Here is a 26,021-nt window from a genome sequence, read left to right as displayed (position 1 = left end):
GTGCTGTACAGCCACAACAAGGCCGACCAGATCTTCAGCGCGCCGCTCACCGTCGGCCCCGGCCTGCGCGCGTACAACCCGGCCACCGGCACCCTGATCGACGTGCCGGCGGTGCTGCCGGTCGGCCATCCGAACAACCCGGGCAGCACGCCACTGCCGTTCGAGTACACCTTCTTCGATCTCGGCCCGCGCCTGAAGGACAACACCCAGGTGTTCTACCGCGCCCTGGCCGGCGTGCGCGGCAGCGGCGAGCGCTGGGACTGGGAAGTGGCGGCGCTGACCTCGCAGAGCGCGCAGCGCGAATACGTGGACAACTTCGTCAACCGCTACGCGTTCGAGCAGATCCTGCGCGATGGCAGCTACAACGTCCTCAACCCGTCCAGCACGCCGGGGGCGCTGGATGCCCTGCGCCTGCAGACCAAGCGACCGGGCTGGTACAAGCTGCACTCATTGAACGTCAAAGCATCAACATCGATGTGGGAACTGCCGGCCGGTACGGTCGGCTTCGCCTGGGGTGCCGAGTTCCGCAAGGAATCGCTGGATGCGCGTACCAGTGCGCAGGTGTTGTCGGGCACCGAACTGCGCCCGGCCATCAACGTGGTCAACGGCGAGCGTCAGGTCAGTGCCGCCTACGCCGAACTGAGCGTGCCGTTGCACCGCACGCTGGAACTGCAGCTGGCCGGTCGCGGCGACCACTACGATGACTTCGGCAAGGCGTTCTCACCGAAGCTGGCGCTGCGCTGGCAGCCGCTGGACAGCCTGTTGCTGCGCGGTTCGTTCTCGCGCGGCTTCCGCGCGCCGTCGCTGCCGGAGATCGCGCCGGGCCAGACTGTCAGCTACGGCTCGGTGATCGATCCGCTGGATCCGCTGCAGCCCGGTGGCAGCCGTGGCGTGACCAACATCCGTACCGGCAACCCGGACCTGAAGGCCGAGCGCTCACGCAACTTCAACGTGGGTGCAGTGTGGTCGCCGGATGGCGACACCAGCATCGGCCTGGACTGGTACCGCATCGAGCAGGACAACCTGGTCAAGCCGGACAGCGCACAGTTCATCGTCGACAACCCGACCCTGTTCCCCGGCCGCGTGCAGCGTGATGCACAAGGACGCATCCAGTTCATCACCAACCAGTACGCCAACCAGGGCGAGCTGACCACTTCCGGGCTGGACCTGGACGCCACCCGCACCTTCCGCACCGATGGCTGGGGCAACTTCACCGTGGCCGGCAGCTGGACCCACCTGCTCAGCTTCAAGCAGCCGCTGGTGGCCGGCCAGGCCCCGTATGACGGCGCCGGCAACAACCGCCACGGCGCACTGCCGCGCACCCGCGGCACCACGTCGCTGAACTGGGCGGTGGGCGACTGGAGCAGCACGCTGAGCCTGCAGTACGTCAGCGGCTACGACCAGCGCGTGGCGACGGCGACCAGCAACCCGGGCCTGCGCGACCGCATCAAGCCATATCACCAGCTGGACCTGTACGTGGCGTACGAAGGCATTGCCAACACCACGCTGTCGCTGTCGGTGCTGAACCTGACCGACAGGGACCCGCCGTTCGATCCGGCCGGTGGCTCCAACGGCTTCGACATCAGCCAGTACAACCTGCGCGGGCAGTTCGTCTCGCTGGGGGCACGCTACCGGTTCTGATGCGGTAACGAGGCGGCGGTGATGCGCCGCCCCATTTGTTCTGCCGGCCAGCGGCCGGCACTACCACCGACCGCCGGGGGGAATGCCCGGCGGTCGTGCATCAGCGGCTCAGGTGCAGGAACTGCAGGTGCCGTTCGTACTGGCTGATGATGTCGTTGATGATCTGCTTGCGGCTGTAGCCCACCAGGTCGTAGTCCTGGCTGCCCTCGAACAGATGCACCTCGGCGCGGTAGTAGCGCTGGTTGCGCAATTGCTGTGCAGCGAACGACGGGGTCAGGTAGCCGCTGAGGATCACCCGGTACAGGAAATCCTGCTGTTCGCCGTGGTTGACCGACAGCTCCATGTCGCCGGCTTCAAAGCGGGTGGCCACGTCCCAGCCCTGCCCGCGCAACTGCTCGGCCACCGCTTCCATCGCCGGCTTCACCGTGTCGTCCATGAAGCGGTAGACCTGGTCGCGCACCGGGAAGTGCATCGCCTGGCTCAGGCGCTGGCGCCAGCCCTGGTGGTGGCGGTCATCACCGATCAGCGGCGAGGGACGGTACTGCAGCGCGCGCTTGCGGTGCGATTCGTCACTGAAGGCGCGGGTCAGGCCCCACATCATCAGCAGCAGCACCGCCGAGAACGGCAGCGACGCCAGCACCACCGCCGATTTCAGCGCATCGATGCTGCCGGCCAGCAACAACCCTGCGGTCAGCACCGCGATCACCGTGCCCCAGAACACACGGAGCCAGCGCGGGCCATCATCCTCCGGTGCACCGCCGTGCGAGGACAACGTGGACAGCACCACCGCGCCGGAGTCAGCTGATGTCACGAAGAAAATGAAACTGACGAACACCGTCACCGCGATCACTGCCTTGCTCCACGGGTAGCCATCCAGCAGCGCATACAGCACCGTCGGTGGATCATCCACGGCCAGCTGCGCCAGCTGTTGCTGGCCGTGGTGCAGCACCTGGTCCAACGCGCTGTTGCCGAAGATCGACAGCCACGCCAAGGTGAACCCGAGCGGTATCAGCAGCACGCCAAACACGAATTCGCGGATGGTGCGGCCACGCGAGATGCGGGCGATGAACAGGCCGACGAACGGCGCCCAGCCGATCCACCAGGCCCAGTAGAACACCGTCCAGCCGCCCAGCCATTCCGGTCGGCCGCCATAGGCGTACACGTCGAAACTCTTGCCGACCACGCTGCCGAGGTAATCGCCCAGGTTCTGCATCAGCGTGCTGAGCAGGTACTGCGTGGGGCCGGCGCACAGCATGAACAGCACCAGCGCGATCGCCAGCAGCATGTTGATGTTGGCCATCCAGCGCACGCCCTTTTCCACCCCGGAAACGGCCACGGCCACCGCCGCGCCCATCATGCTGACCACCAGGATGATCTGCACCAGGTTGGAGTGCGGGATGTTGAACAGGTGCGACAGGCCGGCGTTGAGGTGCAGCACGCCGAAGCCCATGTCGGCGCCGATGCCGAACACGGTGGCGACAATGCCCAGCGCGTCCACGGTGTAGCCGATCGGGCCGTTGATGCGCTTGCCGATCAGCGGGTACAGCGCCGAACGCAGCGCCAGCGGCAGGTTGTGGCGGTAGGCGAAATAGGCCATCGCCATCGCCGCCAGCGCGAACACGCCCCAGCCATGCAGGCCCCAATGCAGGAACAGCAGCTGCATGGCCTGGCGCGCACCGGCCTCGCCCGCTGCCGGGTCGCCCTGCGGTGGCTGCAGGTAGTGGGTCAGCGGTTCGGAAACGCAGAAGAAGAACAGGGTGATGCTGATGCCTGCGGCGAACAACATGCCGGCCCAGGACAGATAGCTGAACTCCGGCTCGTCATGGTCGGCACCGAGCTTGATGCCACCGTACTTGGACAGCGCCACGCCGACCACGAACACCAGATACAGGGTCATCGCCAGCAGGTAGTACCAGCCGACATTGAGCGCGGCCCAGTCCTGTGCCTTGACCAGAAGGCGGCCCGCACCCAGCGGGAACAGGCTTACAAACAGCGCGAACGCCACGACAACGATCGCCGCGAAGGCGAACACAGGCCGAAGGGTGCGCACCGGGGATTGTTGCGGCTCCAGGACTTCCATGGGGCGGCGTTCTCCGGCAGATCAAAGGATTAGCCGACCGATTCTGGCTGAACCGCAGTGGACAGAGCATGAAGTCGCGGCCGCGGCTCACGGCCCGCGCGCGCTTTCGTGCTATCACGCGCGCACCGCCGTGCCTGCCTTGCATCACGACATCACATGCACCGCGCACAGCTTGTTGCCGTCAGGATCGCGCAGGTAGGCCAGGAACAACTGGCGTCCGGCCATGTTGCGGATGCCGGCCGGATCCTCGATGGCGGTGCCGCCATGGGCCACGCCCGCGTCCTGCCAGCCGCGCACGGCCTCGGCACTGTCCAGGGTGAAGCCGATGGTGCCGCCGTTGGCATGGCACGCCGGCTCACCGTCGATGGGGGCGGTGACGATGAACATCCGGCCGTCCTTGAAGTACACCAGCCGACCCTTGTCATCGAACACGCCCGGGCGCGCACCCAGGGCTGTGAACAGGGCCTCGTAGAAGCGGTGCGCGACCTTCATGTCGTTCGTTCCAACGGTGATGTGGCTGAACATGCGGGCACTCCTTGTGGAAAGACCGCAGTGTCGGCGAGTGCGGGGGCGCATCGCAAATCCACCTTCCTCACGCCCTGGCAGCGCACCGTTTGTCGAGTGACGCGCGATCATTCTATAATGGGAATCATTCTCATTAATGATCGATGCCGATGGCCGTGCCCGCCGCCTCCAGCACTGCGCTGGCGGGGTTCTATCGCGAACACCATGGTTGGCTGCTGGGCTGGCTGCGCCGCCGCACCCACAACGCGGACTGCGCGGCCGACCTGACCCAGGACACCTTCCTGCGCCTGCTCAGTCGTCGCGTCGATCCCGCCGAACTGCGCCTGCCGCGCGCCTACCTCAGCACCATCGCGCACGCGCTGCTGGTCAACCATTGGCAGCGCGCCGACCTGGAGCGTGCCTATCTGGCCGCGCTGGCCGCGCAACCGGAGCCGGTGCATCCGTCCGCGGAAGAGCGCACGCAGGCATTGCAGCTGCTGCATGCCATCGCCGACATGCTGTCCGGCCTGGCCGAGCGACCACGGCGCGCCTTCCTGCTGGCACGACTGTCCGGACTCGGTTATGCGGAGATCGGCCAGCAGCTGGGCGTGTCCGAGCGCATGGTCAAGAAGTACATGGCACAGGCGATGCTGCATTGCCTGCGCTTGTCCGGCGACGCCACGGCATGAGTACCGCGCTCGCCAGCCCCGCGCTGGAACAGGCCGCGGAGTGGTTCGCGCTGCGCCAGCAGGGCTGGAGTGAGGGCGACCAGCAGCGCTGGCGGGCCTGGCTGCAGGCCGATGCCGGCCACGCCGATGCCTGGCAGCGGGTCGAGTCGGTCTGGCAGTCGTTCGCGCCGTTGTCGGCCCCGGCGGCAGCAAAGGCGCTGGATGCCGCTGGCCGCCGCCGCCGCCAGGCACTGCGCGGGCTCGGCGGCGCGCTCGGCCTTGGGGCGTTCTCGTTGCTCGGCCTGCATGCGGTGCAGCTGCAGCGCGGCCTGCAGACGCAGCGCACCGCCGCCGGACACACGGGCCGCTGGACCCTGGCCGATGGCAGCCGGCTGTGGCTCAACGCCGACAGTGAAGTATCGATCGACTTCGGCAACGGCCGCCGCGACCTGCACCTGCTGCGCGGCGAACTGCTGCTGCAGACCGGGCATCTGCCCGCATTTGCCCATCTGCCGCTGTCGGTGCATGTACCGGGCGCGCGCCTGCAGCCGATCGGCACCCGCTTCGCCGTCGGCCGCGAGCCGCAGGACAGCCGCCTGGATGTGTTCGAAGGCGTGGTGCGCTGCCTGCCGCTGTTCGGCGCGGCGCAGGACGTACCTGCGGGCGAGGCAGTACGGATTGGTCCAATGGGCGGACTGACGACGGTCGATGCGGATCCGCTGCGTGGCGACTGGCAGGACGGCCGACTGCATGTGCAGGACGTGCCCCTGATCCGCGTCATCGACGAGCTGGCCCGCCACCATCGCGGGCACCTCGGGTGTGATCCGGCGCTCGCCGCATTGAACGTCACCGCGGTACTACCACGCCTGGATAGCCTGCAGGCCCTGCAACTGCTGGCTCGCGCCCTGCCGATCCGCATCGAGCAGCGCTGGCCTTGGTGGACCGTCATGCGTCCGCGTTGAAACAGCGGTTCCCTTTCTGCGCCCTCACCGGGCCTAGCAAGGGAACCCATTGCGGATGTTGCCGCCCCCATGAAACTGCCCTACCCCTCCCCTCGCCCGCTGGCCATCGCGCTGTGTCTGGCCCTGACCACCCCGTGCCTGTTGCCGGCCGCCGCCCATGCACAGGACACCGCCGCATCCGTGCGCTGGCAGATCCCGGCGGGTGCGCTCGACCAGGCATTGACCGCGTTCGGCCAGCAGTCCGGCCTGTCGATCGCCGCCGATGCGCGCCTGACCCGGGGTCGCCACAGCAACGGCGTGCAGGCCACGCTCGGCGCCGATGCCGCACTGACGCAGCTGCTGGCCGGTACCGGCCTGACCTTCCAGCGTGATGCCAACGGTGTGGTGCTGCAGGCGGCACCCAACGCCGAAGCCGGGGTGCGCCAGATCGGCACCCTGCGCGTGGCCGGCCAGGCCAGCGAAGGCGCTTCGCCGTGGGGCCTGGCCGATGCCGATGCGGTCTACCGTGACAGCGGCTCGCGCGTGCACCTGGACCGCCAGCAGCTGGAGCGCTTCCGCGGCCAGTCGATCGGCGACGTGCTGGCCGGTGCGGTCGGCGTGCACACCGCCGACGTCCGCAATGGCGGCGCGCTGGACGTCAACATCCGCGGCCTGCAGGGCCAGAACCGGGTGCCGGTGATCATCGACGGCGGCCAGCAGGCCATCGACGTGTACCGCGGCTATGCCGGCGTGCAGCAGCGCAGCTACCTCGATCCGGACCTGATCAGCGCGGTCAGCATCGAGAAGGGACCGAGCCTGGCCGCCAATGCCGCCAGTGCGATCGGCGGCGTCGTGTACATGGAAACGCTGAACGTCGATGACTTCCTCGACGACGGCCAGGCCTGGGGACTGCGCGTGCGCGGCGGTGTGGCCGACAACAGCATCGACCGCACGCGCGTGTTCAAGCAGGTGGCGCGTGGCAGCGACAACCGCAACAGCCTGCGCGACCCGCGTGACTGGAATGGCAGCGTGGCCTTCGCCCAGCGAGGCGAAGACTGGCAGCTGGTCGCCGCCTATGCACGTCGCCGCCAGGGCAACTACTTTGCCGGCAGCAACGGCGCGCACCGCTACGACGACCAGCACCTGTCCAGCGGCGGCACCGGCATGTCCAGCCAGGCGGTGTCCAAACTCTTCCATCCCGGTGACGAAGTACTCAACACACATACCGACAATGAATCCGCACTGCTTAAATTCACCTGGACGCCCAGTCCGGACCAACGCCTGGAGCTGAGCCACCGCTACTTCAATTCGAGTTTCGGCGAGATCATGCCGTCGGCGATCGGCCGCGTGGGCGAGTCCAACGAATGGGTAACCTACGTGGACAAGGCCAACACCATGTTCCAGTTCGAGCCGGGGAAGATGCGGGTCAACGCCACCTCGCTGCGCCATCGCTACCGGCCCGAGGCACATCCGTGGCTGGACCTGAGCAGCACCCTGTGGTTCACCACCGCCACCAGCCGTATGTTCAACAGCAACATCGCCAACACGCCGCTGTTCAAGAACTATCCGGGCGACGCGATGCCCGACACGCTGGGCGAGACCTACGGCCCGGGCCTGCAGTCGGACGTAAAGACCCAGCGCTGGGGCCTGGACAGCAGCAACACCACCCGCTTCAGCAATGATCTGGGTGAGTGGACGCTGCGCTACGGCGCCGCCTTCCAGCATGAGGACACCGCGCCGAATTCACCGGTGCTGCCGGTGGACTACAACAACAACCGCTACCTGCGCTCGGGCACGCGCCGCGAAGCCAGCGTCGTCGCCTCGCTGCAGTGGCAGCCGTGGGACTGGCTGTCGCTGACCGCGGGTGGGCGCTTCATCGACTACCGCACCCGTGACCGCAACCGCGTGGCCTTCGTCAGCGAATCGCGCGACCTGCGCTACACCTTCGCGCGCCTGAGCAAGGGCGGCCAGCTGCTGCCGGGCTGGTACAAGGAGTGGTACCCGGACGCACAGGGTAACTACACGTATGACTCGCTGCGTGCCACGCCCTATGGCGACAGCACGCTGGGCCAGGCCTACGACTTCGATGGCTTCATTCCCGATCCGCGCGGTGCCAACGGCTTCTACACCAAGCAGATTCCCACCGCGTGGGGCTACAAGCCGGCGATCCGCCGCTCCGGCCACGGCTTCGCACCGTACGCCGAGGCCCGCTTCAACCTCGATGCGGACATGTTCTTCTACGTGAAGTACGCGCAGGGCTGGAAGATGCCCAGCCTGTTCGAATCGACGCTGGGCAACAGCACCTCGGCGCCGGTCGGTGACCTGAAGCCGGAAAAGAACCGCTCCTGGGACATCGGCTTCAGCCTGCTCAAGCAGGACTTCTGGCGTGACGGCGACCGCCTGGCGTTCAAGGTGGCCTGGTTCAAGAACGATATCGACAACGCGATCACCCGCCGCTTCGATTCCAGCACCTGGGCGTTCTACGTCGACAACGTCGACAACTACACGGTCTCCGGCTACGAGCTGCAGTCCGGTTACGACGCCGGCATCGCCTATCTGGACCTGTCGGCCAGCTACTACCAGCGCGCGCGCACCTGCGATGCGGCCACCGCCAAGCGCCTGCGCGAAGACCCCTATGCGAAGTGGAGCAAGCTGGATACCACGCCGGACTGCGTGGACGGCGGCTTCGGTACCTCGTTCGTCAACGCGCAGAACCCGCCGAAGTACTCGATCCACAGCACGCTGGGCTTCCGCCTGTTCGACCGTCGCCTGGATACCGGCATCCGCCGCACCTACAACAGCGGCCCCACCCACGAACTGGACAAGCCCTGGAACACCACCGGTTCGACCGGCCTGCAGAACATCTACCTGCCCACCGCGATCTATGACTTCTACGCGCGCTGGCAGTTCACCCCGAAAGCCGAGGTGGAACTGGTGGTCAGCAACCTGCGCAACACCTACTACATGGACACACTGGCGATGAGCCTGATGCCGGGCCCGGGCCGCACCACGCGGCTGAACTTCACCGCACGCTTCTAAGCCCTGCGGATACGACAGCGCCCCGGAGAGATCCTCCCCGGGGCGCTTGCTTGCGGCGGTTCACGCTCTGGTAGCTGCCAACAGTCGTTCTGGTAGGTGCCAACCTTGGTTGGCACAGCGACTCAGCTCTGGTGGGTGCCAACCTTGGTTGGCACAGCGGCTCAGCTCTGGTAGGCGCCAACCTTGGTTGGCACAGCGGCTCAGCTCTGGTGGGTGCCAACCTTGGTTGGCACAGCGACTCAGCTCTGGTGGGTGCCAACCTTGGTTGGCACAGCGACTCAGCTCTGGTGGGTGCCAACCTTGGTTGGCACAGCGGCGCATTACTTCGCGGTACTGAGCAGCAGCACCGCGAACGTGACCAGCGCGATGCCGATCCAGCCAATCGGACGCAGGCGGTTGCCGAACAGCAGGCGGCCGCAGGTGGCGGTACCGATCACGCCGATCGCGCCCCACATCGCGTAGGCGGTGGCCAGGTCCATGTAGCGCACGGCCTGGCCCAGCAGGGCGAAGGCGATCCAGACCATGACGATCGCGGCGACGCCCCAGCGCCAGCGACGGAAGCCTTCCGACTTGGCCACCATCATGTTGGCGGCGACGTCGATCAAGGCCGAACAGATCACGAAAAACAGGGCCAGGGTGTTCATCAGTGCGCCTCCCCGAGGGTGACGCAGACGATGCCGACCACCGCCAGCACCAGGCCGGCCAGCTGCTGCAGCGACAGGCTCTCGCCGAACACGGTGAGGCCGACCACGGTCAGCAGGGTCAGGCCCAGGCCTTCCCAGACCGCATAGGCCACGCCCACGGCGATGCGACGCACCGACAGCGCCAGGAAGTAATAGGACAGCGCCAGCGCGCCGGCCATGACCAGGTAACCAGTCCAGCCACCATCACGGGCGGCATGGGCCATGAACGAGGTACCGACCACTTCGGCGACGATCGCCACGGTCAGGCAGGCCCAGGCGACCAGCGCGCCACGGGCGGGAACAGTACGGGACATGTGAAACTCCTTGCAGGGCGAAGACCGCGCCCCACCATCAGTAGATCCACGCCATGCGTGGATGATCCGGAACGCCCCGCAGACAGGGGCGACGGCGGCCAGTATCATCGCCTTTTACGGTGGGATCAAAATGGATTCCATCTACAGGAGCGATGGATCAATGCCCTACTCCCCTGAATCCTTGCAAGCCTTCGTCGAAGCCGCAGCGCTGGGCTCGTTCTCGGCGGCGGCACGCCGGCTGCGCAAGACCCAGTCAACGGTCAGCACCGCCATCGCCCACCTCGAAGCCGACCTGGGGGTGAGCCTGTTCGACCGCAGCGGGCGCTACCCTCAGCTGACCGAAGCCGGCCGGCAGGTGCTGGGGCACGCACAGGAGATCCTCGCTGCCGATACCCGCCTGCAACAGTTGAGCGTGCGCCTGGCCGCGCCGGTCGAGTCGCGGCTGACCGTGGTGTTCTCCGATGTCTACCAGCTCGATCCTGAGCTGCGGGTCCTGCAACGGTTTGCCGAGGCATTCCCGGAGATCGAGCTGGAATGGCTGGATGCCGAGGGCGAGGACGTGCTGGAACTTGTATGCAGCGGCCGGGCCGGTCTGGGCCTGCTGCCCAGGCAGGAACGCTATCCCGATGAACTGGTGGCCCGACCGCTGGCCCACCACAGCGAACTATCGGTCTATGTGGCGCGCGACCATCCGCTGGCCGATGCTGGCCGTCGCGCGGCAGCCCAGCTGCCACGGCACCGGCAGGTGCGATTGAGTGCGGAGGTCGACCACGCGCGCGCGGCTACCGGGTTGGCGTGGACCGCCACCGACTATCTGATGGTGATGGAGATGGCCGAGGACGGCATCGGCTGGGCCGAACTGCCACGCGCGCTGGTACAGCGCTATGACCGTGGGCAACTGGTGGAACTGAGCCTGCCCGGCTGGCCGCGGCGCATCCACAGCGACCTGCTGTGGCGCCGCGACACGCCGCCGGGTCCGGCCGCCCTGTGGTGGGCCGACGCGTTGGGGTGAGGTCGTGCCGGCTGCTGGCCGGCAATCTCATTGTCCCGTGGCTGCCGGCCAGCGGCCGGCACTACCGAACCGGTCAACGCTGGGCGAGCGCGTAATCCAGCGCCGAGCACACCGCGGCCACCTGTGCGTCGTTGCACTGCTGCGGCGTGGCGCGAGGACTGTCCGGGTAGACCTCGGTGGTGGTGGTGTACTTCGCACCGGTAATGCCTGCGCACAGCGCCAGCTTCACCAGGGGGTACTCGATCACGCCATGGGCGACCACCGGCGAACCGATGATCTCGCCCTTGTCGCCGGCCGGGGCGATGTGGGTGACCTTTTCCACCGCGGCGATCACCGCCTGCTGGAAGGCGGGCTGCGGGTTCTGGCTGTCGTCGACCAGATAGAAGCCATCCGGGATCAGGCCCGGCTCGAACGGCTTGCCATCACGCGCCGCCAGGGCCGGGCGGAACTCGCTCTCGTCGCTGTCGGTGGTTTCATGCAGATCGATGTGCAGCACGAACTGGCCCTGGTAGGGCGCGATCAGTTCGATCACGGCAGTCGACTCGCGGGCCGGGCCATCGGCGCGGAAATTGCGGTTGGGGTCGACCGCATCGAAGTTCCAGCGGTTGATGCGCTCAAAGCCCCACGGGTTCACGCACGGTGCCACCAGCAGGTTGGCCTTGCCGGCATAGTCGGCGGCGTGGTTCTCGAGGAATTCCAGCGCCCCCATCACGCCGCTGGTCTCATAGCCGTGCACGCCACCGGTGACCAGCGCGGCCGGCAGGGCCGGATTCCAGTCGCGGCTGCGCAGGGCAAACAGGGTGTAGGTTTCGCCCGCGTAGTCGAGCTGGCCATAGGCCACCTTGTCGAAGCGCGAGGCCAGTGCCTCGATGCGCGGCAGCACCTCCTGGTCATAGCGACGCAGGCGCTGCTGGCGGCCACGCCACTGTTCCCGTTCCGCCGCTCCCCACGGCTGTCCAGGGGTTCCGACGGGGTAGAAAGCGGCTTGGGACATGGCGGATCTCGGCGAGTCAGGAAGCAATCGACCACTCTACCACCCGGTCATCGGCATGAACCGCAGACGCATTCCATTGGCGAATGGAATCAGCAATAATTCTCATTTACGACCTTCCACGACCTGCACCGATGCCCATCAACGCCCTCCGACCGGCCCGCCTGCCGCCGGCCGCCGCCCTCGCCCTGTGCCTGCTCCCGGCCGCCAGCGCCTTCGCCCAGGACGGCGCCACGACGCTCGACAGCATCCAGGTCTCCGGCAGCTGGTTGGGCACCGGCCTGCACGACAGCGTCAAGAGCTTCGCCGGCGCCCGCACCGTGGTGGACCGCCAGCGCATCGAGGCCAGTGGCGCGGCCAGCATCGGCGACGCCATGCGCCGTATTCCGGGTGTGCAGGTCACCGACAACTCCGGCACGGCCGGCAGTTCGGTGTCGTTGAACATCGGCGTGCGTGGCCTGACCGGCCGCTACTCGCCGCGCTCGACCGTGCTGCTGGACGGCGTGCCGCTGGCGGTGGCGCCGTATGGGCAGCCGCAGCTGTCGTTCGCGCCGACCAGCCTGTCCAACATCGAATCGATCGACGTGGTGCGCGGCGGCGGCGCGGTGCGTTACGGGCCGCAGAACGTCGGCGGCATCATCAACTTCAGCACCCGCGCCATTCCCACCGGCGCCGGCCTGCACGGTGAGGCTGGTGTGCGCTACACCGCCTACGATCACGGCGGCGGTGACAGCACCCAGTACAACGCCTTCCTCGGCGGCACCGGCGACAACGGGCTGGGCGCCGCCCTGCTCTACTCCGGCCAGGACGGCCGCGGCTGGCGCCAGGGCAGCGATGACCGCTTCAACGATCTCGCACTGAAGTTCGCCTACGCGATCGACGAACAGCAGGAGCTGCGCGCCAAGCTCTCGTACTACGACGTGCGCTCGCTGACTCCGGGCGGCCTGACCCGCGCGCAGTACGAGGCCGATCCGTTCCAGAACACCCGCCCGGCCGATTTCTGGAAGGGCCATCGCACCGGCATCGACCTGGGCTACACCAACACGCTCTCGGCCAACAGTGAGTTCGAGGTGCTGGCCTATTACAACGAGAGCAACCGTGCCAGCTCGCTGATCAATGCCGCCAACACCCAGCTGACCGTGCAGCCGCGCGACTACCGCGTGCTCGGCATCGAGCCGCGCTACACCCAGCGCCTGCACTGGGGCAGCACGGTGCATGACATCACCGCCGGCTACCGCTTCCTGCGCGAGCGCGGCAACGACCGCAGCTACACCGTGACCCGCCGCACCGGCGCGGCCAGCGCCACCACCCGCTTCGACAACGCCACCGACGCCCACGCGTTCTACATCGACGACCGCATCGCGGTCGGCCAGTGGCGGATCACCCCGGGCGTGCGCATGGAGTGGATCGACATGGACCGCCGCCAGTCCGGCGGCACCGCGATCTTCAGCAGCCGCAACAACAAGGCCCTGCCCTCGCTCAACATCGCCTACCTGCTGACCCCGCAGCTGACCGTGTTCGGCAACTACACCACCTCATTCGGGCCGGTGCAGAACATCCAGCTGAATTCGCAGACCGCCAGCAACCCGCTGAACCCGGAAGTGGCAAAGACCACCGAACTGGGCGCGCGCTGGCAGGACGGCGCACTGCGCGCGGAGGTGACCGTGTTCAAGATGCGCTTCGACAACCAGATCCTGCAGGTGCCGGGCATCACCCCGCCGACCTTCCAGAACATCGGCGCCACCGACCACAAGGGCGTGGAAAGCGCGCTGGAATACCACTTCGCCGAGGACAGCGCGCTGGCCGGGCTGGAGCTGTACGCCAACTACACCTGGACCAAGGCGATCCAGCAGTCCGGCGACAACCGCGGCCTGGACGTGCCCTTCTATTCGCGCGACACCGACAGCGTCGGCGCGCGCTACGCCCTGGCCGGCTGGACCTTCAATGTCTCCAGCACCCACCAGAGCGGCCAGTTCTCCGATGCCGCCAACACCTGGGCCGAGACCGCCGACGCGCGCGTGGGCCGCGTGCCCGGCGTGCGCCTGTGGAACGCCCAGGTGGCCTGGCAGGTGCCCGGGCTGGGCGACAGCGAGATCGCGCTGGGCGTGAACAACCTGGCCGACAAGCGCTGGTACACCCGCAACGTCGATGGCAACGCCGGGCGTATGGTGGCCGCGCCGCGCACCTTCTACGTGCAGGGCCGCTACCGCTTCTGAGCCGGTAACCGCCCGATGCAGTGACGGTGGCGCTCACGGTGGCGGCGTATCATGCCGCCACCATGTCACTGCCCGTTTCACCATCGCGCCTGCATCTGGCCTTCCAGGGCCTGCGTCTGCGCCTGCGTGGCAGCGACCTGTGGTTCATCGCGCTGGCGCTGCTGGTCGGCCTGATCGCCGGCTACCTGACCCTGCTGCAATCGGGCATCGCGCGCTGGCTGCAGGGCGCGCTGTACGGCCTGGACGAAGGCATGCGGCTGAGCTCCCTTCCCTCGTTGACCTGGACCGCGCTGCTGGTGCTGCCGCTGGGCGGGCTGCTGGTCGGCCTGGTCAGCCTGGCCGCGACCCGGCTGAAGCGGCCCCTGCTCGATGCGGTGGAAGCCAATGCGCTGCATGGCGGCCGCATGTCGATGCGCGACAACCTGATCGTGCTGACCCAGACCCTGCTGTCCAACGGCTGCGGCGCCTCGGTCGGACTGGAGGCATCGTATACGCAGATGGGCGCCGGCAGCGGCTCGCAGCTGGGCCGGGTGATGCGCCTGCGCCGCAACGACGTGCGCATCCTGGTCGGCGCCGGCGCCGCCGGTGCCATCGCCGCCGCCTTCGGAGCGCCACTGGCCGGCGCCTTCTACGCTTTTGAAATCGTCATCGGTGCCTACACCCCGGCTGCGCTGGCCCCGGTCGCGGTCGCCGCCCTGGCAGGCGCGTTCGTGGCCGACCAGGCTGGCATCGAGGCCTACCTGCTGCCCGCCGCCTCGACGATTGATGTCCGCGCCGCCGACTACGCCATCTACGGCCTGCTCGGCTGCTGCTGCGCGATGGTCGGCATCGCGGTGATGCGGCTGATCGCCTCGATCGAAGGCACGGTGAAGCGCAGCCCGCTGCCGTTGTGGGGCCGCCCGGTGGTGGGCGGCCTGTTGCTGATACCACTGGCGCTGGCCAGCCCGCAGGTGCTGTCGTCCGGGCATGGTGCGCTGCACCTGGACCTGACCACGCACCTGCCACTGATCTGGATCGGCGGCCTGCTGACCCTGAAGTGCCTGGCCTCGGGCATCTCGCTCGGGTTTGGCTTTCGCGGCGGCCTGTTCTTCGCCTCGCTGTTCATGGGAACCCTGGTCGGCGCCCTGTTCGCCGGCCTGCTGGCCATGGCCACCGGGGTGCCGGTGATCGACGCCACCTCCGCCGCACTGGCCGGGATGGCGGCGCTGGCCGCCGCCGTGGTCGGCGCACCGATGACCATGGCCATGCTGGTACTGGAAGGCACCCACGACTTCCTGTTGACCAGCGTGGTGATGAGCGCGGTGCTGGTCTCCAGCACGCTGGTGCGGCAGTGGTTCGGCTATTCGTTCTCGACCTGGCGCATGCATCTGCGCGGCGAGACCATCAAGAGCGCCCGCGACGTGGGCTGGGTGCAGAACCTCAACGCCGGGCGGCTGATGCGCAAGGGCGTGGCGACCGCACCGGCCGACCTCGACGCTGCCGCGTTCCGCCTGCGCTTCCCGCTGGGTTCGGGCAGCCGGGTGGTGCTGATCGATGGCGAAGGCCACTACGCCGGCATCGTGCAGATTCCCCGCGTCTATGGCGATGGCGTGAAGCCGGAGACCGCGATCGGCGAACTGGCCGAGAACCGTGACGTGTCACTGTCGCCGGCCGCGGACGTGGTCAGCGTGATGCAGCGCTTCGACCAGACCCAGGCCGACGAACTGGCCGTGGTCACCACCGATGGCCAGGTGCTCGGCGTGGTCTCCGAAGCCTTCGTGCGCAAGCGCTACGCCGAGGAACTGGACAAGCGCCAGCGCGAACTGATGGGCGAGCGCGTCGAGGACACCGATTGACCCCACAAAAAGGGGACGGAGGGGATTAAGTCGTTTCCGGCATATCTGGATATCCACGCAGGGCGTGGATCTACTGTCACCTCGACCGGGTAGACTCGCGCCATGCGCTTCATTGAAACCTTCCAGGCCGGCCCCTTCGCCGACACCGTGGTCAGCCTGCTGGCCGCCTTCGTACTGGGCACGCTGATCGGCGCCGAGCGCCAGTACCGGCAGCGCACCGCCGGCCTGCGCACCAATGTGCTGGTGGCCGTGGGGGCCGCCGCCTTCGTCGACCTGGGCATGCGCATCGCCGGCAGCGCCGAGGCGGTGCGGGTGATCTCCTACGTGGTCTCCGGCGTCGGTTTCCTCGGTGCCGGCGTGATCATGAAGGAAGGGATGAACGTGCGCGGCCTGAACACCGCCGCCACCCTGTGGTGCTCGGCGGCGGTCGGCAGCTGCACCGGTGCGGACATGCTGGCCGAGGGCGTGCTGCTGACCGTGCTGATCATTGCCGGCAACACCCTGCTGCGGCCGCTGGTGAATGCGATCAACCGCATCCCGATCAACGAGGCGGCGACCGAAGCGACCTACGAGGTGCGCCTGAGCGTGGATGCCGAAGCAGTGCCGCGCGTGCGCGAGCGGTTGGTCGATGCGCTGGAGGCCGCACAGTATCCGGTTGGCGATGTACAGGTGGTCGAACATGCCGACGCGCCCACCGATGTGATCGCGGTCCTGGTGAGCACCGCCGTGAGCGCTGATGAACTGGACGTGGTGCTGGCGCGGATGGAACATGTACCGGGCGTGCTGCACGCCACCTGGGAAGTCAGTACCCGCGATTGATTCATCCACGCATGGCGTGGTGCAGTAGATCCACGCCATGCGTGGATGCGCTTCTTTCACCCTCCCGCGATGCGCTGCTGGGCCCTCAACAACTTGCGGAATGAGCCGCACCGGCGCGCATCCTGCGCCTCCGGGCAGGCCGCCGCACGCTGCAGGTGCCGGCGTATCCGCTGCAGCTGGTTGATCTGCCGCTGCAGTACCTCGGCCTGTGCCAGCAGGGCGTCCCGGTCCAGCGCGAGGCATCCGCGCAGGGGCGGCAGCGATACCCCGATCTGTTGCAGCGACAGCCCGGCCGCCTGGCCGAGGCCGATCAGCGCCAGCCGTTCCAGCACCTGCTCGTCGTACTGCCGGCGCAGGCCGCGACGGCCCAGGGCCTGCAACAGCCCCAGCTGTTCGTAGTAACGCAGTGTCGAGGCCGGCACGCCACTGCGCTTCACCACCTCGCCGATATCCAGTTCACGCATGGGCTTGACCTCAAGTCGCCTTCAAGCGGCAACCTATGGGCAACTTCCCTGCAAGGCAAGGCCATGGCCAGCACATCCCCGGTTGATCAGAACGCGCTCTGGAATGGCCCTGGCGGGCAGGTATGGGTCGCGCAACAGGCCATCCTCGATGGCCTGTTCCAGCCGATGGCCGATCTGCTGGTCAGCGAACTACCGGAAACCGTCACACAACTACTGGACATTGGCTGCGGTACCGGCGCCAGCCTGCTCGCGTCCGCGGCGGCGCGACCAGAGGCGCACTGCACCGGCCTGGACATCTCGGCGCCGATGCTGGCCCTGGCCCGTCAGCGTGCCGCCGACGCAGGACTTGAGGCGGACTTCATCGTGGCCGATGCGCAGCAGCATCCGCTGCCGCCGGCACACTACGACTGGATCCAGTCGCGTCTGGGCGTGATGTTCTTTGAGGACAGCGGCGCGGCCTTCGCCAACCTGCACCGCGCGGCGCTGCCCGGCGCCGGCCTACGCTTCATCGCCTGGCGCGGTGCAGATGAGATTCCGTTCATGACCACCGCCGAGCGCGCCATTGGTGATGCGCTGGATCTGCCGCCACGCGTGCCCGGCGCTCCGGGACAGTTCGCCTTCGCCGATGGCGAACGCGTACGGCAGATGCTGCTGGTCGCCGGCTGGAAGGATGTCGAGGTGGTTGCGGTGGACCTGCCCTGCTCCATCGCCCATGACGACCTGCCGACGTATGTAGGCCAGTTGGGCCCGCTTGGACTGGCCCTGCGCTCGATGCCGGAAGCCCGTGCCACCGCCCTCCGCGAGGAGGCCCTGGCGGCGTTCACCCCCTTCATCGAAGGCGACCGCGTGCGCGTGGATGCCGCCTGCTGGCACGTAAGCGCCCGCGCCTAGAAAAAAGGGACGGAGGGGATTAAGTCGTTCTTGCCCCGGCAGTGCTGGAAACGACTTAATCCCCTCCGTCCCCTTTTTTCCTACAGTGCCTCGCCGGCATCGGCCAGGCGCGATTCGATGAGCGCGTACCATTGCTGCAGGACGTCGATCAGCATGTCCAGCTCGGCGTCGGTACGCTGCGCGCGGCCGCTGCGCAGGCAGGCCTGGGCTTCCTGCAGCTGGGCCAGGAACCCCGCCACGGTATCGGCCTGCAGGATCAATCCCGGCAGCCGCCGCCCGGGAATACGCACCACGGCGTGGTTGCCGAGCTGGCCGTACACACTCAGTGTGGTTTCCGTCTTCATGGAAAGAGGCAGGAATTGGGCATTCATCGCGTGCACCATGGAAAACCTGAGCCGCCGGCAGGCGTGGATGACGGGGGAGACGTTGCCACGTCCTGCCGACGGTCAGGGGGGACTCGGAATGCCGGGGTCATGCCCCGGCGCAGGAATCTCAGCGCGGATGGGCCATCCCCGCGATCTGCACCCGCCGGTTCGGTGCCAGGCAGGCAATCAGCTCGCGGCGGTTGTGCTGCTCGCACTGCACGATCGGCTCGGCGGCCCCGCGGCCTTCGGCACTGATGCTGCCGGCAGGCACCCCACCCTGCACCAGTGCGGTGCGCACGGCATCGGCACGGCGCTGCGACAACGCCTGGTTGTAGCTGGCGCTGCCGATGCGGTCGGTGTACCCGGTCACCCGGATCGACTGCACCTGCGCCGCCTCGCGCACCTGCGCCAGGATGCCCTGCACGGCCTGCTGGCCTTCGGCGCTGAGCTTCGCACTGTCGAAGCCGAACAGTGCGTCGGCAGACAGCCGCAACGGCTGTTCCGGCAATGGCGCCGGTGCGGGTGCAGGCGGAGCCGGAGGCCGCGGCGGATCAAGCACGGCCGCGCACGATTCCGGCTTCCAGTACCCGGCCTGAGCAATGCCCTTGCCGTCGAAGCGCACCTGGAACTGGCAGGTGAAGTACTCCGCGCCCTGCGCGGTCCGGAAGTTGAACAGGTAGTTCCATTCACGCACGCCCCACATGCCTTCGTTGAAGTGCGGCGTGCCCAGCAGGGTGTAAAGCTGGCGCTTGCTCATCCCCGGCGCAAAGCGGCGCAGATCGGCGACGTCGGGATAGGTGCCTTCCTTCAGCGAGGCTTTCGACGCCTCCGGGAAGTGCACGGCGGTGGTTTCGGCGGGGCCATCGGCGGCCGGTGCATGGCTGCGGCAGGCGGCCAGCAGGCCGAGTCCCAGGATCAGGCCCAGCGTCGCGGCAGCGTGGCCGGCCCGGGCGATGCGATGCTGTTTCATGTCATTCCCCCTGTTGACGTTTCCGCGATGCCGGGCCGCGTTGGCGGCCCGGCGGCGGCGATCACCACTGGATGCCGGCACCGACGGCCACACCGGCCTCGCCACGGCTGTTGGTGGAACCACTGAACTTGTAGATCCAGCGCCCGCCTTCGGAAACACCCGAGATGCCCAGCGCCACGCCCGACTCACCGTTGTAGCTGCCGGCGGCGATCGAAGCCATGCTGCGGCCGGCTTCGCTGGGCTGCGGCAACGCCGCAGTGGCCATCGCCGAGGCGATACCGGCCGAGGCGCGGTTGTCGGTCTTGCGCAGGTCACGCTCGAAGCCACCCATGCGCTCGTCGGTGTAGGCCTTCGACCAGTCCAGGGTCTGCGCCATGCCCGACTTCAGCTGGTCGACATTGACTGCATCGGTGCCGGCAGTACCGGCCGCAACATTGCGGACCGTGGTCGGACCGCTCCCGGTGCTGCCCAGGGTGACGCTGTTGTAGTTGGTGGCGCCGTTGACCGTGGTGTCATAGCGGATCGTGCCCTGCTGCGAGGCCTGCAGCTGACGCACGTTGACCGCATCGGTGGCCTGCGAGCCGTCGGCCACATTGACCACTTGGCGCTCGGCACCGGCGGCACCGACCGAGACCGTGTTGGCCCGGTTCGCCACCGAACCCGCACCCAGTGCCACCGAGTTGTCGGCCTGTGCCTGCGAACCGTTGCCCAGCGCGGTCGAGTTGGCACCGGCAGCGGTCGAGCCTGCACCACCGGCGGCCGAGTTGGCACCGCTGGCGGACGGGTCGGCCAGGTTGTTGGTGTTGTTGGCACGGAAGCTGCCGGCCACGTTGGTGATGTTCTGGATCTTCTGGTCGGTGTAGGACTTGGACTGGTCGATGGCGTAGTTCACGCCGTTCTTGAGCTGGCCTACGTTGGTCGCATCGTGGTCGTCGGAGCCGTCGGCAACATGGGTGATCTTGCGTTCGTTGCCGGTGCTGCCGACCGACACTTCACCGGCCGAGTTGCTGCCACCGGTCTGCCCATAGGCGCCGGTGTAGCCGCTCTGCGCGCCGACGCTGGCCACCGAGCCGGCACCCAGCGCGACGCTGTTGCCGGCACTGCTGCTGGCGCCGTTGCCGACTGCCACGCTGTTGGCACCTGCGGCACTGGCCTGCGGGCCGACCGCCACCGCTTCGGCACCGGCCGCGGTGGCAGCCGCCGCCGTCGAGTTCACCGCCAGGTAGGCACTGCCACCGCCCCCGTTGGTGATGCGCTGGTTGAGCACCTTCAGCGAGCCGTCCACCGCGTTGAAAGCCGCGGTGACGTTGTTGTAGTCGCCGCTGGTGAAGCTGCCATCGGTGGCGATGCTGGAGATGCTGAATTTCGGCGCGGTCCACACGTTGGTGGTGCCGTTGAAGGCGGTGCTGCCACCAAAGTAATTGGCGATGGTGCTGTGGGTGTTGAACAGCTGGTCGCCAGTGATGGCATCGCTGCTTCCGGCCAGGATGCTACCGGCGGCGACGTTGGTCACCTTCACCGCTCCGGTGCCGGTGCCCTTCAGCGAGACACTGTTGATCACGTTGCCACTGCCATCGACGTCGTACTTCACCGCCAGCTTGTCGATCTCGCCGGTCTGGTCGGCGACGTTGGCCAGCGAGTTGCTGACCGCATCGAAGGCAGTGCCGACGTCGTTGTAGCTGCCCTTGGTGATGGTGCCGTTGGCGGCGATGTTGTTGATCGAGTAGGTCGGTGCGGTCAGCACACCGCTGGCGTTGACCGCCGCGCCGCCGCCGAGGTGGGTGGCCACGGCCTGGTTGGCGGCGAACAGCTGGGCGCCGTTGATCGCCTCGCTGCTGGTGGCACTCACCTGGCCCGGGCCGAGGTTGCGCAGCGTGGTGGCGGTACCGCCCTGGCCCAGCGTGGCGCTGGCATAGTTGACGCTGCCGTCGCCGTTGAGGTCGTAGCGCAGTGCGCCGGCCGCGGCCGCCTGCAGCTGGCCGACATTCACCGCATCGGTGGCGGCGGTACCGGCTGCCATGTTGGTGACCTGGCGCTCCGCACCCGCCGCGCCGATCGACACGCTGTTGGCACGGTCGGCCAGGCTGCCGGCACCGACGGCGATGCTGTTGGCGGCGGTCGCACGGGCGTTGGTACCCACAGCGATCGAGTCGGTGCCGCTGGCCACGGCTTCGGTACCGGTGGAATTGACCCGCAGGTACTTGGTGCCGCCGTTGCGGATGTCGGTGATCTGCGTGTTGAGGTTGACCAGCGATCCATCGACCGCTGCAAAGGCATCGGTAGCGTTGGTATAGAGGCCCTTGGCGATGGCACCACCGGTGGAGATGGTGCTGATCTCGAACAGCGGCGCGGTGAAGGCGCCCGTGGCCGGGTCGAAGGCCGCACGACCACCGAAGAAGCTGGCGATGGCGGCATTGGTGCCTGCCAGCTGTCCGCCGTTGACCGCCTCCAGGCTGCCGGCGGTGACCGCGCCGCCGGCAAGATTGCCGATGGTGGTGGTACCGGTGCCCGCGCCCAGCGTGACCCGGCGATAGTTCGGGTTGCCGGCACCGTCCAGATCGTAGGTCACCGCGACATCGGCAACCCCGTTGATCAGGCTGATCGCGCCCTTCAGCTGGGCCACGTTGACCGCATCGGTGTTGGCGCTACCCGCGGCGAGATTGGTGATCTGGCGCTCGCCACCGCCGGCGGTACCCACCGACACTTCACCGGCCGAGACCTGCGGCGCGGTGAGGCCATAGGCGCTGTAGCTGGCCTGCGCACCGCGCAGCGCGGCAGAGCGGTAGCCCAGTGCGACCGAGTTGGCCTGGTTCGAGGTGGCCTCCGCGCCCAGCAGGGTCTGTCCGTTGGCGGTGCCGACGGCGCTGTCACCGACGATCACCGAGTGGCCCATGCGCGCGGCATAGTCAGCCGTCGGTACGCCGGTCGGGTTGCTCGGATCGTTGGTGCCCGCACCGGGGAAGGCGACATTGGCATCCACCTTCGGCAGTTCGTGGCGGGCGTTGGCACCGATCACCACTTCCTTGGAGCCGTTGGCGAAGGCACCGTCACCCATCAGCACCTGGTAATCCTGTGCGGCATTGACCGCCCAGCAGGAGATGTCGGCCAGGGCGATGTCGAGGCACTTGGCCGCCCATGCCGGCGAATCCTTCGGCAGCAGCAGGCCAAGCAGGCCGCCCGGATTGCCGTTGTTGATGTTGTAGATGTAGCTGTCGGAGGTGACGCCACCGATCAGGGTCAGGTGCGAGCTGCCACCGGTGACCGCACCGCCCAGGCCGTTGAGCGTGCTGCCGACCGGCGACAGGTTGACCACCGGCAGACCCAGCACGTTGACCGTCGAGTAGGTCTGCATCACGTTGGCATTGCTGAGCTTGAGATTGCCGTTGCTCAGGTAGCCGTTGCCACCGAACAGGCTGGTGGTGGTCGGACCGATCAGCTGGCCAACATTACCGACCAGGCCGCCGGTGCCGATGATCAGGCCGGCATTGGGGTCGGCAGCAGCCGGCGCCTTAGGACTGGTCGGCGGAATCGCGGAGGGTTTGGTCAGGCCGAGGCCGCTGAGCGTGCCACCGACCAGGCCACCCACGGCGCTGCCCAGATTGCCGAGGGTGCCATTGAGATTGCCATTGAGCAGGTTGCCCACGGCGCTGCCGACGTTGCCAAGCGTGTTGCCCAGCACCCCGCCCAGGCCACCGGTGCCGCCGCCAGTGGCGCCGTTCAGCACGCCGCCGACAGTGTTGCCAACGGTGCCGACTGCATTGCCTACGGCGCCAACCGTACCGTTGACTGCGCCACCCACCGCGCCTCCGACCGTGCCCACCGTGCCGACGGCACCGTTCAATGCGCCACCGACGGCGCCCACGGTGTTGTTGAGCGTGCCGCCCACCGCACCGCCTACGTTGCCGACCGTGCCGTTGAGGGCACCGCCGACGGCGCCGCCCACCGCGCCGACGGTGCCGACAGCACCATTCACTGCGCCACCGACGGCGCCTACGGTGTTGTTGAGCGTGCCGCCCAGGGCGCCGCCCACGTTGCCGACCGTGCCGTTGAGGGCACCACCGACGGTACCGACAGCACCGTTCAATGCGCCACCCACGGCGCCCACAGTGTTGTTGAGCGTGCCGCCTACGGCACCGCCCACGCCGCCGACCGTGCCGTTGAGCGCACCACCGACGGTACCGACAGCACCGTTCAACGCGCCACTCACAGCACCCACGGTGTTGTTGAGCGTGCCGCCTACGGCACCACCCACGCCGCCGACCGTGCCGTTGAGCGCACCACCGACGGTACCGACAGCACCGTTCAACGCGCCACTCACAGCACCCACGGTGTTGTTGAGCGTGCCGCCTACGGCACCACCCGCGCTGCCGACCGTGCCGTTGAGCGCACCACCGACTGCGCTGCCGACCGTACCGACAGTGCCATTCAATGCGCCGCCCACGGCGCCGCCCACGCTGCCGACCGTGCCGTTGAGGGCACCACCGACGGCGCCACCCACCGCGCCGACTGTGCCGACCGCGCCGTTCAATGCACCACCCACAGCACCCACGGTGTTGTTGAGCGTGCCGCCTACGGCACCGCCCACGTTGCCGACCGTCCCGTTGAGGGCGCCACCCACGGCGCCACCCACCGCGCCGACTGTGCCGACCGCGCCGTTCAATGCGCCGCCCACGGCGCCTACGGTGTTGTTGAGCGTGCCGCCCACGGCGCCGCCCACCGCACCGACGGTGCCGACAGCACCATTCACTGCGCCACCGACGGCGCCTACGGTATTGTTGAGCGTGCCTCCCAGGGCACCGCCTACGTTGCTAACGGTGCCGTTGAGAGCACCACCCACTGTGCTGCCGACTGTGCCGACCGCACCATTCAATGCGCCACCCACAGCACCCACGGTGTTGTTGAGCGTGCCACCGACGGCACTGCCCACGCTGCCCACCGTGCCGTTGAGAGCACCACCGACGGCGCCACCCACCGCGCCGACTGTGCCGACCGCACCGTTCAATGCGCCACCCACAGCACCCACGGTGTTGTTGAGCGTGCCACCGACGGCACTGCCCACGCTGCCCACCGTGCCGTTGAGAGCACCACCGACGGCGCCACCCACCGCGCCGACTGTGCCGACCGCACCGTTCAATGCGCCACCCACGGCGCCCACGGTGTTGTTGAGCGTGCCGCCTACGGCACCACCCACGCTGCCGACCGTGCCGTTGAGGGCATCGCCGACGGCGCCGCCCACCGCACCGACGGTGCCGACAGCACCATTCACTGCGCCACCCACAGCACCCACGGTGTTGTTGAGCGTGCCACCGACGGCACTGCCCACGTTGCCGACCGTGCCGTTGAGAGCGCCGCCGACGGCGCCCCCCACTGCACCGACCGTGCCGACCGCACCATTCAACGCGCCACCGACGGTGCCCACGGCGTTGTTGAGCGTGCCGCCAACGGCACCGCCTACGCTGCCAACCGTGCCATTGAGGGCGCCACCGACAGCATTCCCAGCGGCGCCCACCACACCGCCAACCAGGCCACCCACACCCAGCGCGCTGTTCTGCGCCGCAACGGTCGCCTGACCCGCCAGCTTGAGATTGCGATCCGCTACCACTTCCTGCCCATCCGGTGCCTGCACGCGCACCTTGCCGGCTACGCCGGTGTCGAAGGCCGCGGTGATCGCACGGTCATGGGTTTCTCCCGGCAACTCTTCCTTGGCCGGCAGCGTGACCGCTGCCGTCGCCTTGGCCTGGCCTTGAGCGTCGATCTGGTGACCTGCCATCTTCAGCTTCGCGTCCAGCGCTCCAGCTGCCGTTGCCTTCAAGCCTGGCAACCCTCCCGCCGACGCAGCACTGACGCCGGCCGCAGCCTTGGCACTGCTGTCAATCGACGCCACCTGCGCGCCCGCAAGACCGACCTTGGCCCTGGCGCGTGCGTCTGCGGCAATGCCCAGCGGCGCCTGCGCCGCCGGTGCGACCTGTGCAGCCAGCGATGCCTCCACCTGCGCGGCACGCAACGCTGCGTTGCCCAGGCCTACGCTGGCGCGCACGTCGGCCGCAAGGCCAGGCACGGCCACCTGCTTTGGCGTGCTGCCGGCGGCCAGCTTCACCTGTACGGTGGCCGGCAGCACATCGCGCACCACCGGCAGCGACGCCGTGCTCAACTGCAGGCCAACGCGCGCATCCGCGCTGATTGCCGGGCTGCTCTGCGCCTGTCGCGCGGCAGCCGCCAATGCAACTTCGGCATCAACCTTGACCGGCATCGGCTGCGTGTACTTGGCTGCAAGCGCCTGCAGATCGCGCAGCGATTGATTCGATTCGGATGCCCCCGCATGTCCGCTGACCAGCGCACACAGCAGGGCGAGGGCCAGGGCGGTCGGCACCAGCAGGATACTGCGCGGGTCACGGGCAGCGCTGCCACCGCTGTCGCCCGTGGCCAGTTCCGAGGCCACAACCAGAGCATTGAGCTGGCGGTTCCATACACGCCGGTAGATGCGGTTCATGAGCATTTCCCCCGTAGGCGAACAACTGGAATGTCAGTGGACTTGCCGCTAGGCAGGTGACTGACATTTCAGCGCGGGCGGAAGCCACGGCGCACTTC

At 67.9% G+C, this 26,021-nt stretch carries 18 protein-coding genes; 9 read left to right on the top strand and 9 right to left on the bottom strand.

Annotation, left to right across the window (positions count from 1 at the left end):
- Window positions 1-1,641: a TonB-dependent receptor gene (locus SSKA14_RS24105; RefSeq protein ID WP_008265963.1), complete on the top strand. Its 1,641-nt coding sequence runs from the start codon at window positions 1-3 to the stop codon at window positions 1,639-1,641.
- Window positions 1,642-1,741: 100 nt separating this feature from the next.
- Here SSKA14_RS24105 and betT read toward each other — a convergent pair whose 3' ends face one another.
- Both betT and SSKA14_RS11725 read right to left on the bottom strand, forming a co-directional pair.
- Window positions 1,742-3,721 carry a choline BCCT transporter BetT gene (gene betT, locus SSKA14_RS11730; RefSeq protein WP_006450256.1) on the bottom strand — a complete coding sequence of 660 codons (1,980 nt, stop codon included), beginning with the start codon at window positions 3,719-3,721 and terminating at the stop codon, window positions 1,742-1,744.
- 144 nt (window positions 3,722-3,865) lie between these two features.
- The gene (locus SSKA14_RS11725) at window positions 3,866-4,246 is read right to left on the bottom strand and encodes a VOC family protein (protein WP_008267426.1); all 381 of its coding nucleotides are present in this window, start codon (window positions 4,244-4,246) and stop codon (window positions 3,866-3,868) included.
- A 149-nt stretch (window positions 4,247-4,395) separates the two neighbouring features.
- Here SSKA14_RS11725 and SSKA14_RS11720 point away from each other — a divergent pair, with 149 nt between their 5' ends.
- The 3 genes from SSKA14_RS11720 (at window position 4,396) to SSKA14_RS11710 (ending at window position 8,873) form a co-directional block, all read left to right on the top strand.
- Entirely contained in the window at window positions 4,396-4,914 is a 519-nt protein-coding gene (locus SSKA14_RS11720) for a sigma-70 family RNA polymerase sigma factor (RefSeq protein ID WP_008264921.1), read from the top strand.
- Complete coding sequence (locus tag SSKA14_RS11715) at window positions 4,911-5,855, top strand: FecR domain-containing protein (protein WP_008268419.1); 945 nt, start codon at window positions 4,911-4,913, stop codon at window positions 5,853-5,855. The genes SSKA14_RS11720 and SSKA14_RS11715 overlap by 4 nt, the downstream gene beginning before the upstream one ends.
- A 69-nt stretch (window positions 5,856-5,924) precedes the next feature.
- Window positions 5,925-8,873, top strand: a complete 2,949-nt coding sequence (locus SSKA14_RS11710) for a TonB-dependent receptor (RefSeq protein ID WP_008266152.1) — start codon at window positions 5,925-5,927, stop codon at window positions 8,871-8,873.
- Between the two features lie 320 nt (window positions 8,874-9,193).
- On the opposite strand, the gene SSKA14_RS11705 is transcribed toward SSKA14_RS11710, so the two are convergent.
- A complete protein-coding gene (locus tag SSKA14_RS11705) occupies window positions 9,194-9,517 on the bottom strand; it encodes an SMR family transporter (protein ID WP_008266185.1) in 324 nt (107 codons plus the stop codon).
- Window positions 9,517-9,870 carry an SMR family transporter gene (locus SSKA14_RS11700; protein WP_006450325.1) on the bottom strand — a complete coding sequence of 118 codons (354 nt, stop codon included), beginning with the start codon at window positions 9,868-9,870 and terminating at the stop codon, window positions 9,517-9,519. The genes SSKA14_RS11705 and SSKA14_RS11700 overlap by 1 nt, the downstream gene beginning before the upstream one ends.
- Window positions 9,871-10,030: 160 nt before the next feature.
- Between SSKA14_RS11700 and SSKA14_RS11695 the strand changes: the two genes are divergently transcribed.
- Entirely contained in the window at window positions 10,031-10,882 is an 852-nt protein-coding gene (locus SSKA14_RS11695) for a LysR family transcriptional regulator (RefSeq protein WP_040007551.1), read from the top strand.
- Between the two features lie 73 nt (window positions 10,883-10,955).
- On the opposite strand, the gene SSKA14_RS11690 is transcribed toward SSKA14_RS11695, so the two are convergent.
- On the bottom strand, window positions 10,956-11,876 hold the full coding sequence (locus SSKA14_RS11690; RefSeq protein ID WP_008264863.1) for a M14 family metallocarboxypeptidase: 921 nt from the start codon (window positions 11,874-11,876) through the stop codon (window positions 10,956-10,958).
- 131 nt (window positions 11,877-12,007) lie between these two features.
- On the opposite strand from SSKA14_RS11690, the gene SSKA14_RS11685 reads away from it, so the two are divergent.
- The 3 genes from SSKA14_RS11685 to SSKA14_RS11675 all read left to right on the top strand — a co-directional run bounded on the left by SSKA14_RS11685 (window position 12,008) and on the right by SSKA14_RS11675 (window position 16,743).
- A complete protein-coding gene (locus SSKA14_RS11685) occupies window positions 12,008-14,089 on the top strand; it encodes a TonB-dependent siderophore receptor (protein WP_040007548.1) in 2,082 nt (693 codons plus the stop codon).
- Between the two features lie 62 nt (window positions 14,090-14,151).
- Window positions 14,152-15,924 (top strand): chloride channel protein, encoded by a 1,773-nt coding sequence (locus tag SSKA14_RS11680; protein ID WP_050413415.1) that lies wholly within the window; start codon window positions 14,152-14,154, stop codon window positions 15,922-15,924.
- Between the two features lie 102 nt (window positions 15,925-16,026).
- Complete coding sequence (locus SSKA14_RS11675; protein ID WP_005409984.1) at window positions 16,027-16,743, top strand: MgtC/SapB family protein; 717 nt, start codon at window positions 16,027-16,029, stop codon at window positions 16,741-16,743.
- A 56-nt stretch (window positions 16,744-16,799) separates the two neighbouring features.
- On the opposite strand, the gene SSKA14_RS11670 is transcribed toward SSKA14_RS11675, so the two are convergent.
- The gene (locus SSKA14_RS11670) at window positions 16,800-17,207 is read right to left on the bottom strand and encodes a MerR family transcriptional regulator (RefSeq protein WP_008266621.1); all 408 of its coding nucleotides are present in this window, start codon (window positions 17,205-17,207) and stop codon (window positions 16,800-16,802) included.
- Window positions 17,208-17,270: 63 nt separating this feature from the next.
- Here SSKA14_RS11670 and SSKA14_RS11665 point away from each other — a divergent pair, with 63 nt between their 5' ends.
- The gene (locus SSKA14_RS11665) at window positions 17,271-18,098 is read left to right on the top strand and encodes a class I SAM-dependent methyltransferase (RefSeq protein ID WP_008266790.1); all 828 of its coding nucleotides are present in this window, start codon (window positions 17,271-17,273) and stop codon (window positions 18,096-18,098) included.
- A gap of 80 nt (window positions 18,099-18,178) precedes the next feature.
- Here the strand turns inward: SSKA14_RS11665 and SSKA14_RS11660 are convergent, their stop codons facing one another.
- From SSKA14_RS11660 to SSKA14_RS11650, 3 genes are all read right to left on the bottom strand, one after another.
- The gene (locus SSKA14_RS11660) at window positions 18,179-18,469 is read right to left on the bottom strand and encodes a hypothetical protein (protein WP_019659952.1); all 291 of its coding nucleotides are present in this window, start codon (window positions 18,467-18,469) and stop codon (window positions 18,179-18,181) included.
- Window positions 18,470-18,590: 121 nt separating this feature from the next.
- Window positions 18,591-19,433 carry an OmpA family protein gene (locus tag SSKA14_RS11655; RefSeq protein WP_008268215.1) on the bottom strand — a complete coding sequence of 281 codons (843 nt, stop codon included), beginning with the start codon at window positions 19,431-19,433 and terminating at the stop codon, window positions 18,591-18,593.
- Between the two features lie 61 nt (window positions 19,434-19,494).
- On the bottom strand, window positions 19,495-25,923 hold the full coding sequence (locus SSKA14_RS11650; RefSeq protein ID WP_050413370.1) for an ESPR-type extended signal peptide-containing protein: 6,429 nt from the start codon (window positions 25,921-25,923) through the stop codon (window positions 19,495-19,497).
- Between the last annotated feature and the right edge of the window lie 98 nt (window positions 25,924-26,021).

It is taken from the genome of Stenotrophomonas sp. SKA14, assembly GCF_000158575.1.
Taxonomy (GTDB): Bacteria; Pseudomonadota; Gammaproteobacteria; order Xanthomonadales; family Xanthomonadaceae; genus Stenotrophomonas; species Stenotrophomonas forensis.
Note: the sequence above shows the minus strand (reverse complement) of the source record. Positions and strands in the feature narration are given on the sequence as shown.

Bases quoted from the DNA above. Each gene is read 5' to 3' on its own strand.
- betT (WP_006450256.1), bottom strand. From the start codon at position 3,721: ATGGAAGTCCTGGAGCCGCAACAATCCCCGGTGCGCACCCTTCGGCCT.
- SSKA14_RS11725 (WP_008267426.1), bottom strand. From the start codon at position 4,246: ATGTTCAGCCACATCACCGTTGGAACGAACGACATGAAGGTCGCGCAC.
- SSKA14_RS11720 (WP_008264921.1), top strand. From the start codon at position 4,396: ATGGCCGTGCCCGCCGCCTCCAGCACTGCGCTGGCGGGGTTCTATCGC.
- SSKA14_RS11715 (WP_008268419.1), top strand. From the start codon at position 4,911: ATGAGTACCGCGCTCGCCAGCCCCGCGCTGGAACAGGCCGCGGAGTGG.
- SSKA14_RS11710 (WP_008266152.1), top strand. From the start codon at position 5,925: ATGAAACTGCCCTACCCCTCCCCTCGCCCGCTGGCCATCGCGCTGTGT.
- SSKA14_RS11705 (WP_008266185.1), bottom strand. From the start codon at position 9,517: ATGAACACCCTGGCCCTGTTTTTCGTGATCTGTTCGGCCTTGATCGAC.
- SSKA14_RS11700 (WP_006450325.1), bottom strand. From the start codon at position 9,870: ATGTCCCGTACTGTTCCCGCCCGTGGCGCGCTGGTCGCCTGGGCCTGC.
- SSKA14_RS11695 (WP_040007551.1), top strand. From the start codon at position 10,031: ATGCCCTACTCCCCTGAATCCTTGCAAGCCTTCGTCGAAGCCGCAGCG.
- SSKA14_RS11690 (WP_008264863.1), bottom strand. From the start codon at position 11,876: ATGTCCCAAGCCGCTTTCTACCCCGTCGGAACCCCTGGACAGCCGTGG.
- SSKA14_RS11685 (WP_040007548.1), top strand. From the start codon at position 12,008: ATGCCCATCAACGCCCTCCGACCGGCCCGCCTGCCGCCGGCCGCCGCC.
- SSKA14_RS11680 (WP_050413415.1), top strand. From the start codon at position 14,152: ATGTCACTGCCCGTTTCACCATCGCGCCTGCATCTGGCCTTCCAGGGC.
- SSKA14_RS11675 (WP_005409984.1), top strand. From the start codon at position 16,027: ATGCGCTTCATTGAAACCTTCCAGGCCGGCCCCTTCGCCGACACCGTG.
- SSKA14_RS11670 (WP_008266621.1), bottom strand. From the start codon at position 17,207: ATGCGTGAACTGGATATCGGCGAGGTGGTGAAGCGCAGTGGCGTGCCG.
- SSKA14_RS11665 (WP_008266790.1), top strand. From the start codon at position 17,271: ATGGCCAGCACATCCCCGGTTGATCAGAACGCGCTCTGGAATGGCCCT.
- SSKA14_RS11660 (WP_019659952.1), bottom strand. From the start codon at position 18,469: ATGAATGCCCAATTCCTGCCTCTTTCCATGAAGACGGAAACCACACTG.
- SSKA14_RS11655 (WP_008268215.1), bottom strand. From the start codon at position 19,433: ATGAAACAGCATCGCATCGCCCGGGCCGGCCACGCTGCCGCGACGCTG.
- SSKA14_RS11650 (WP_050413370.1), bottom strand. From the start codon at position 25,923: ATGAACCGCATCTACCGGCGTGTATGGAACCGCCAGCTCAATGCTCTG.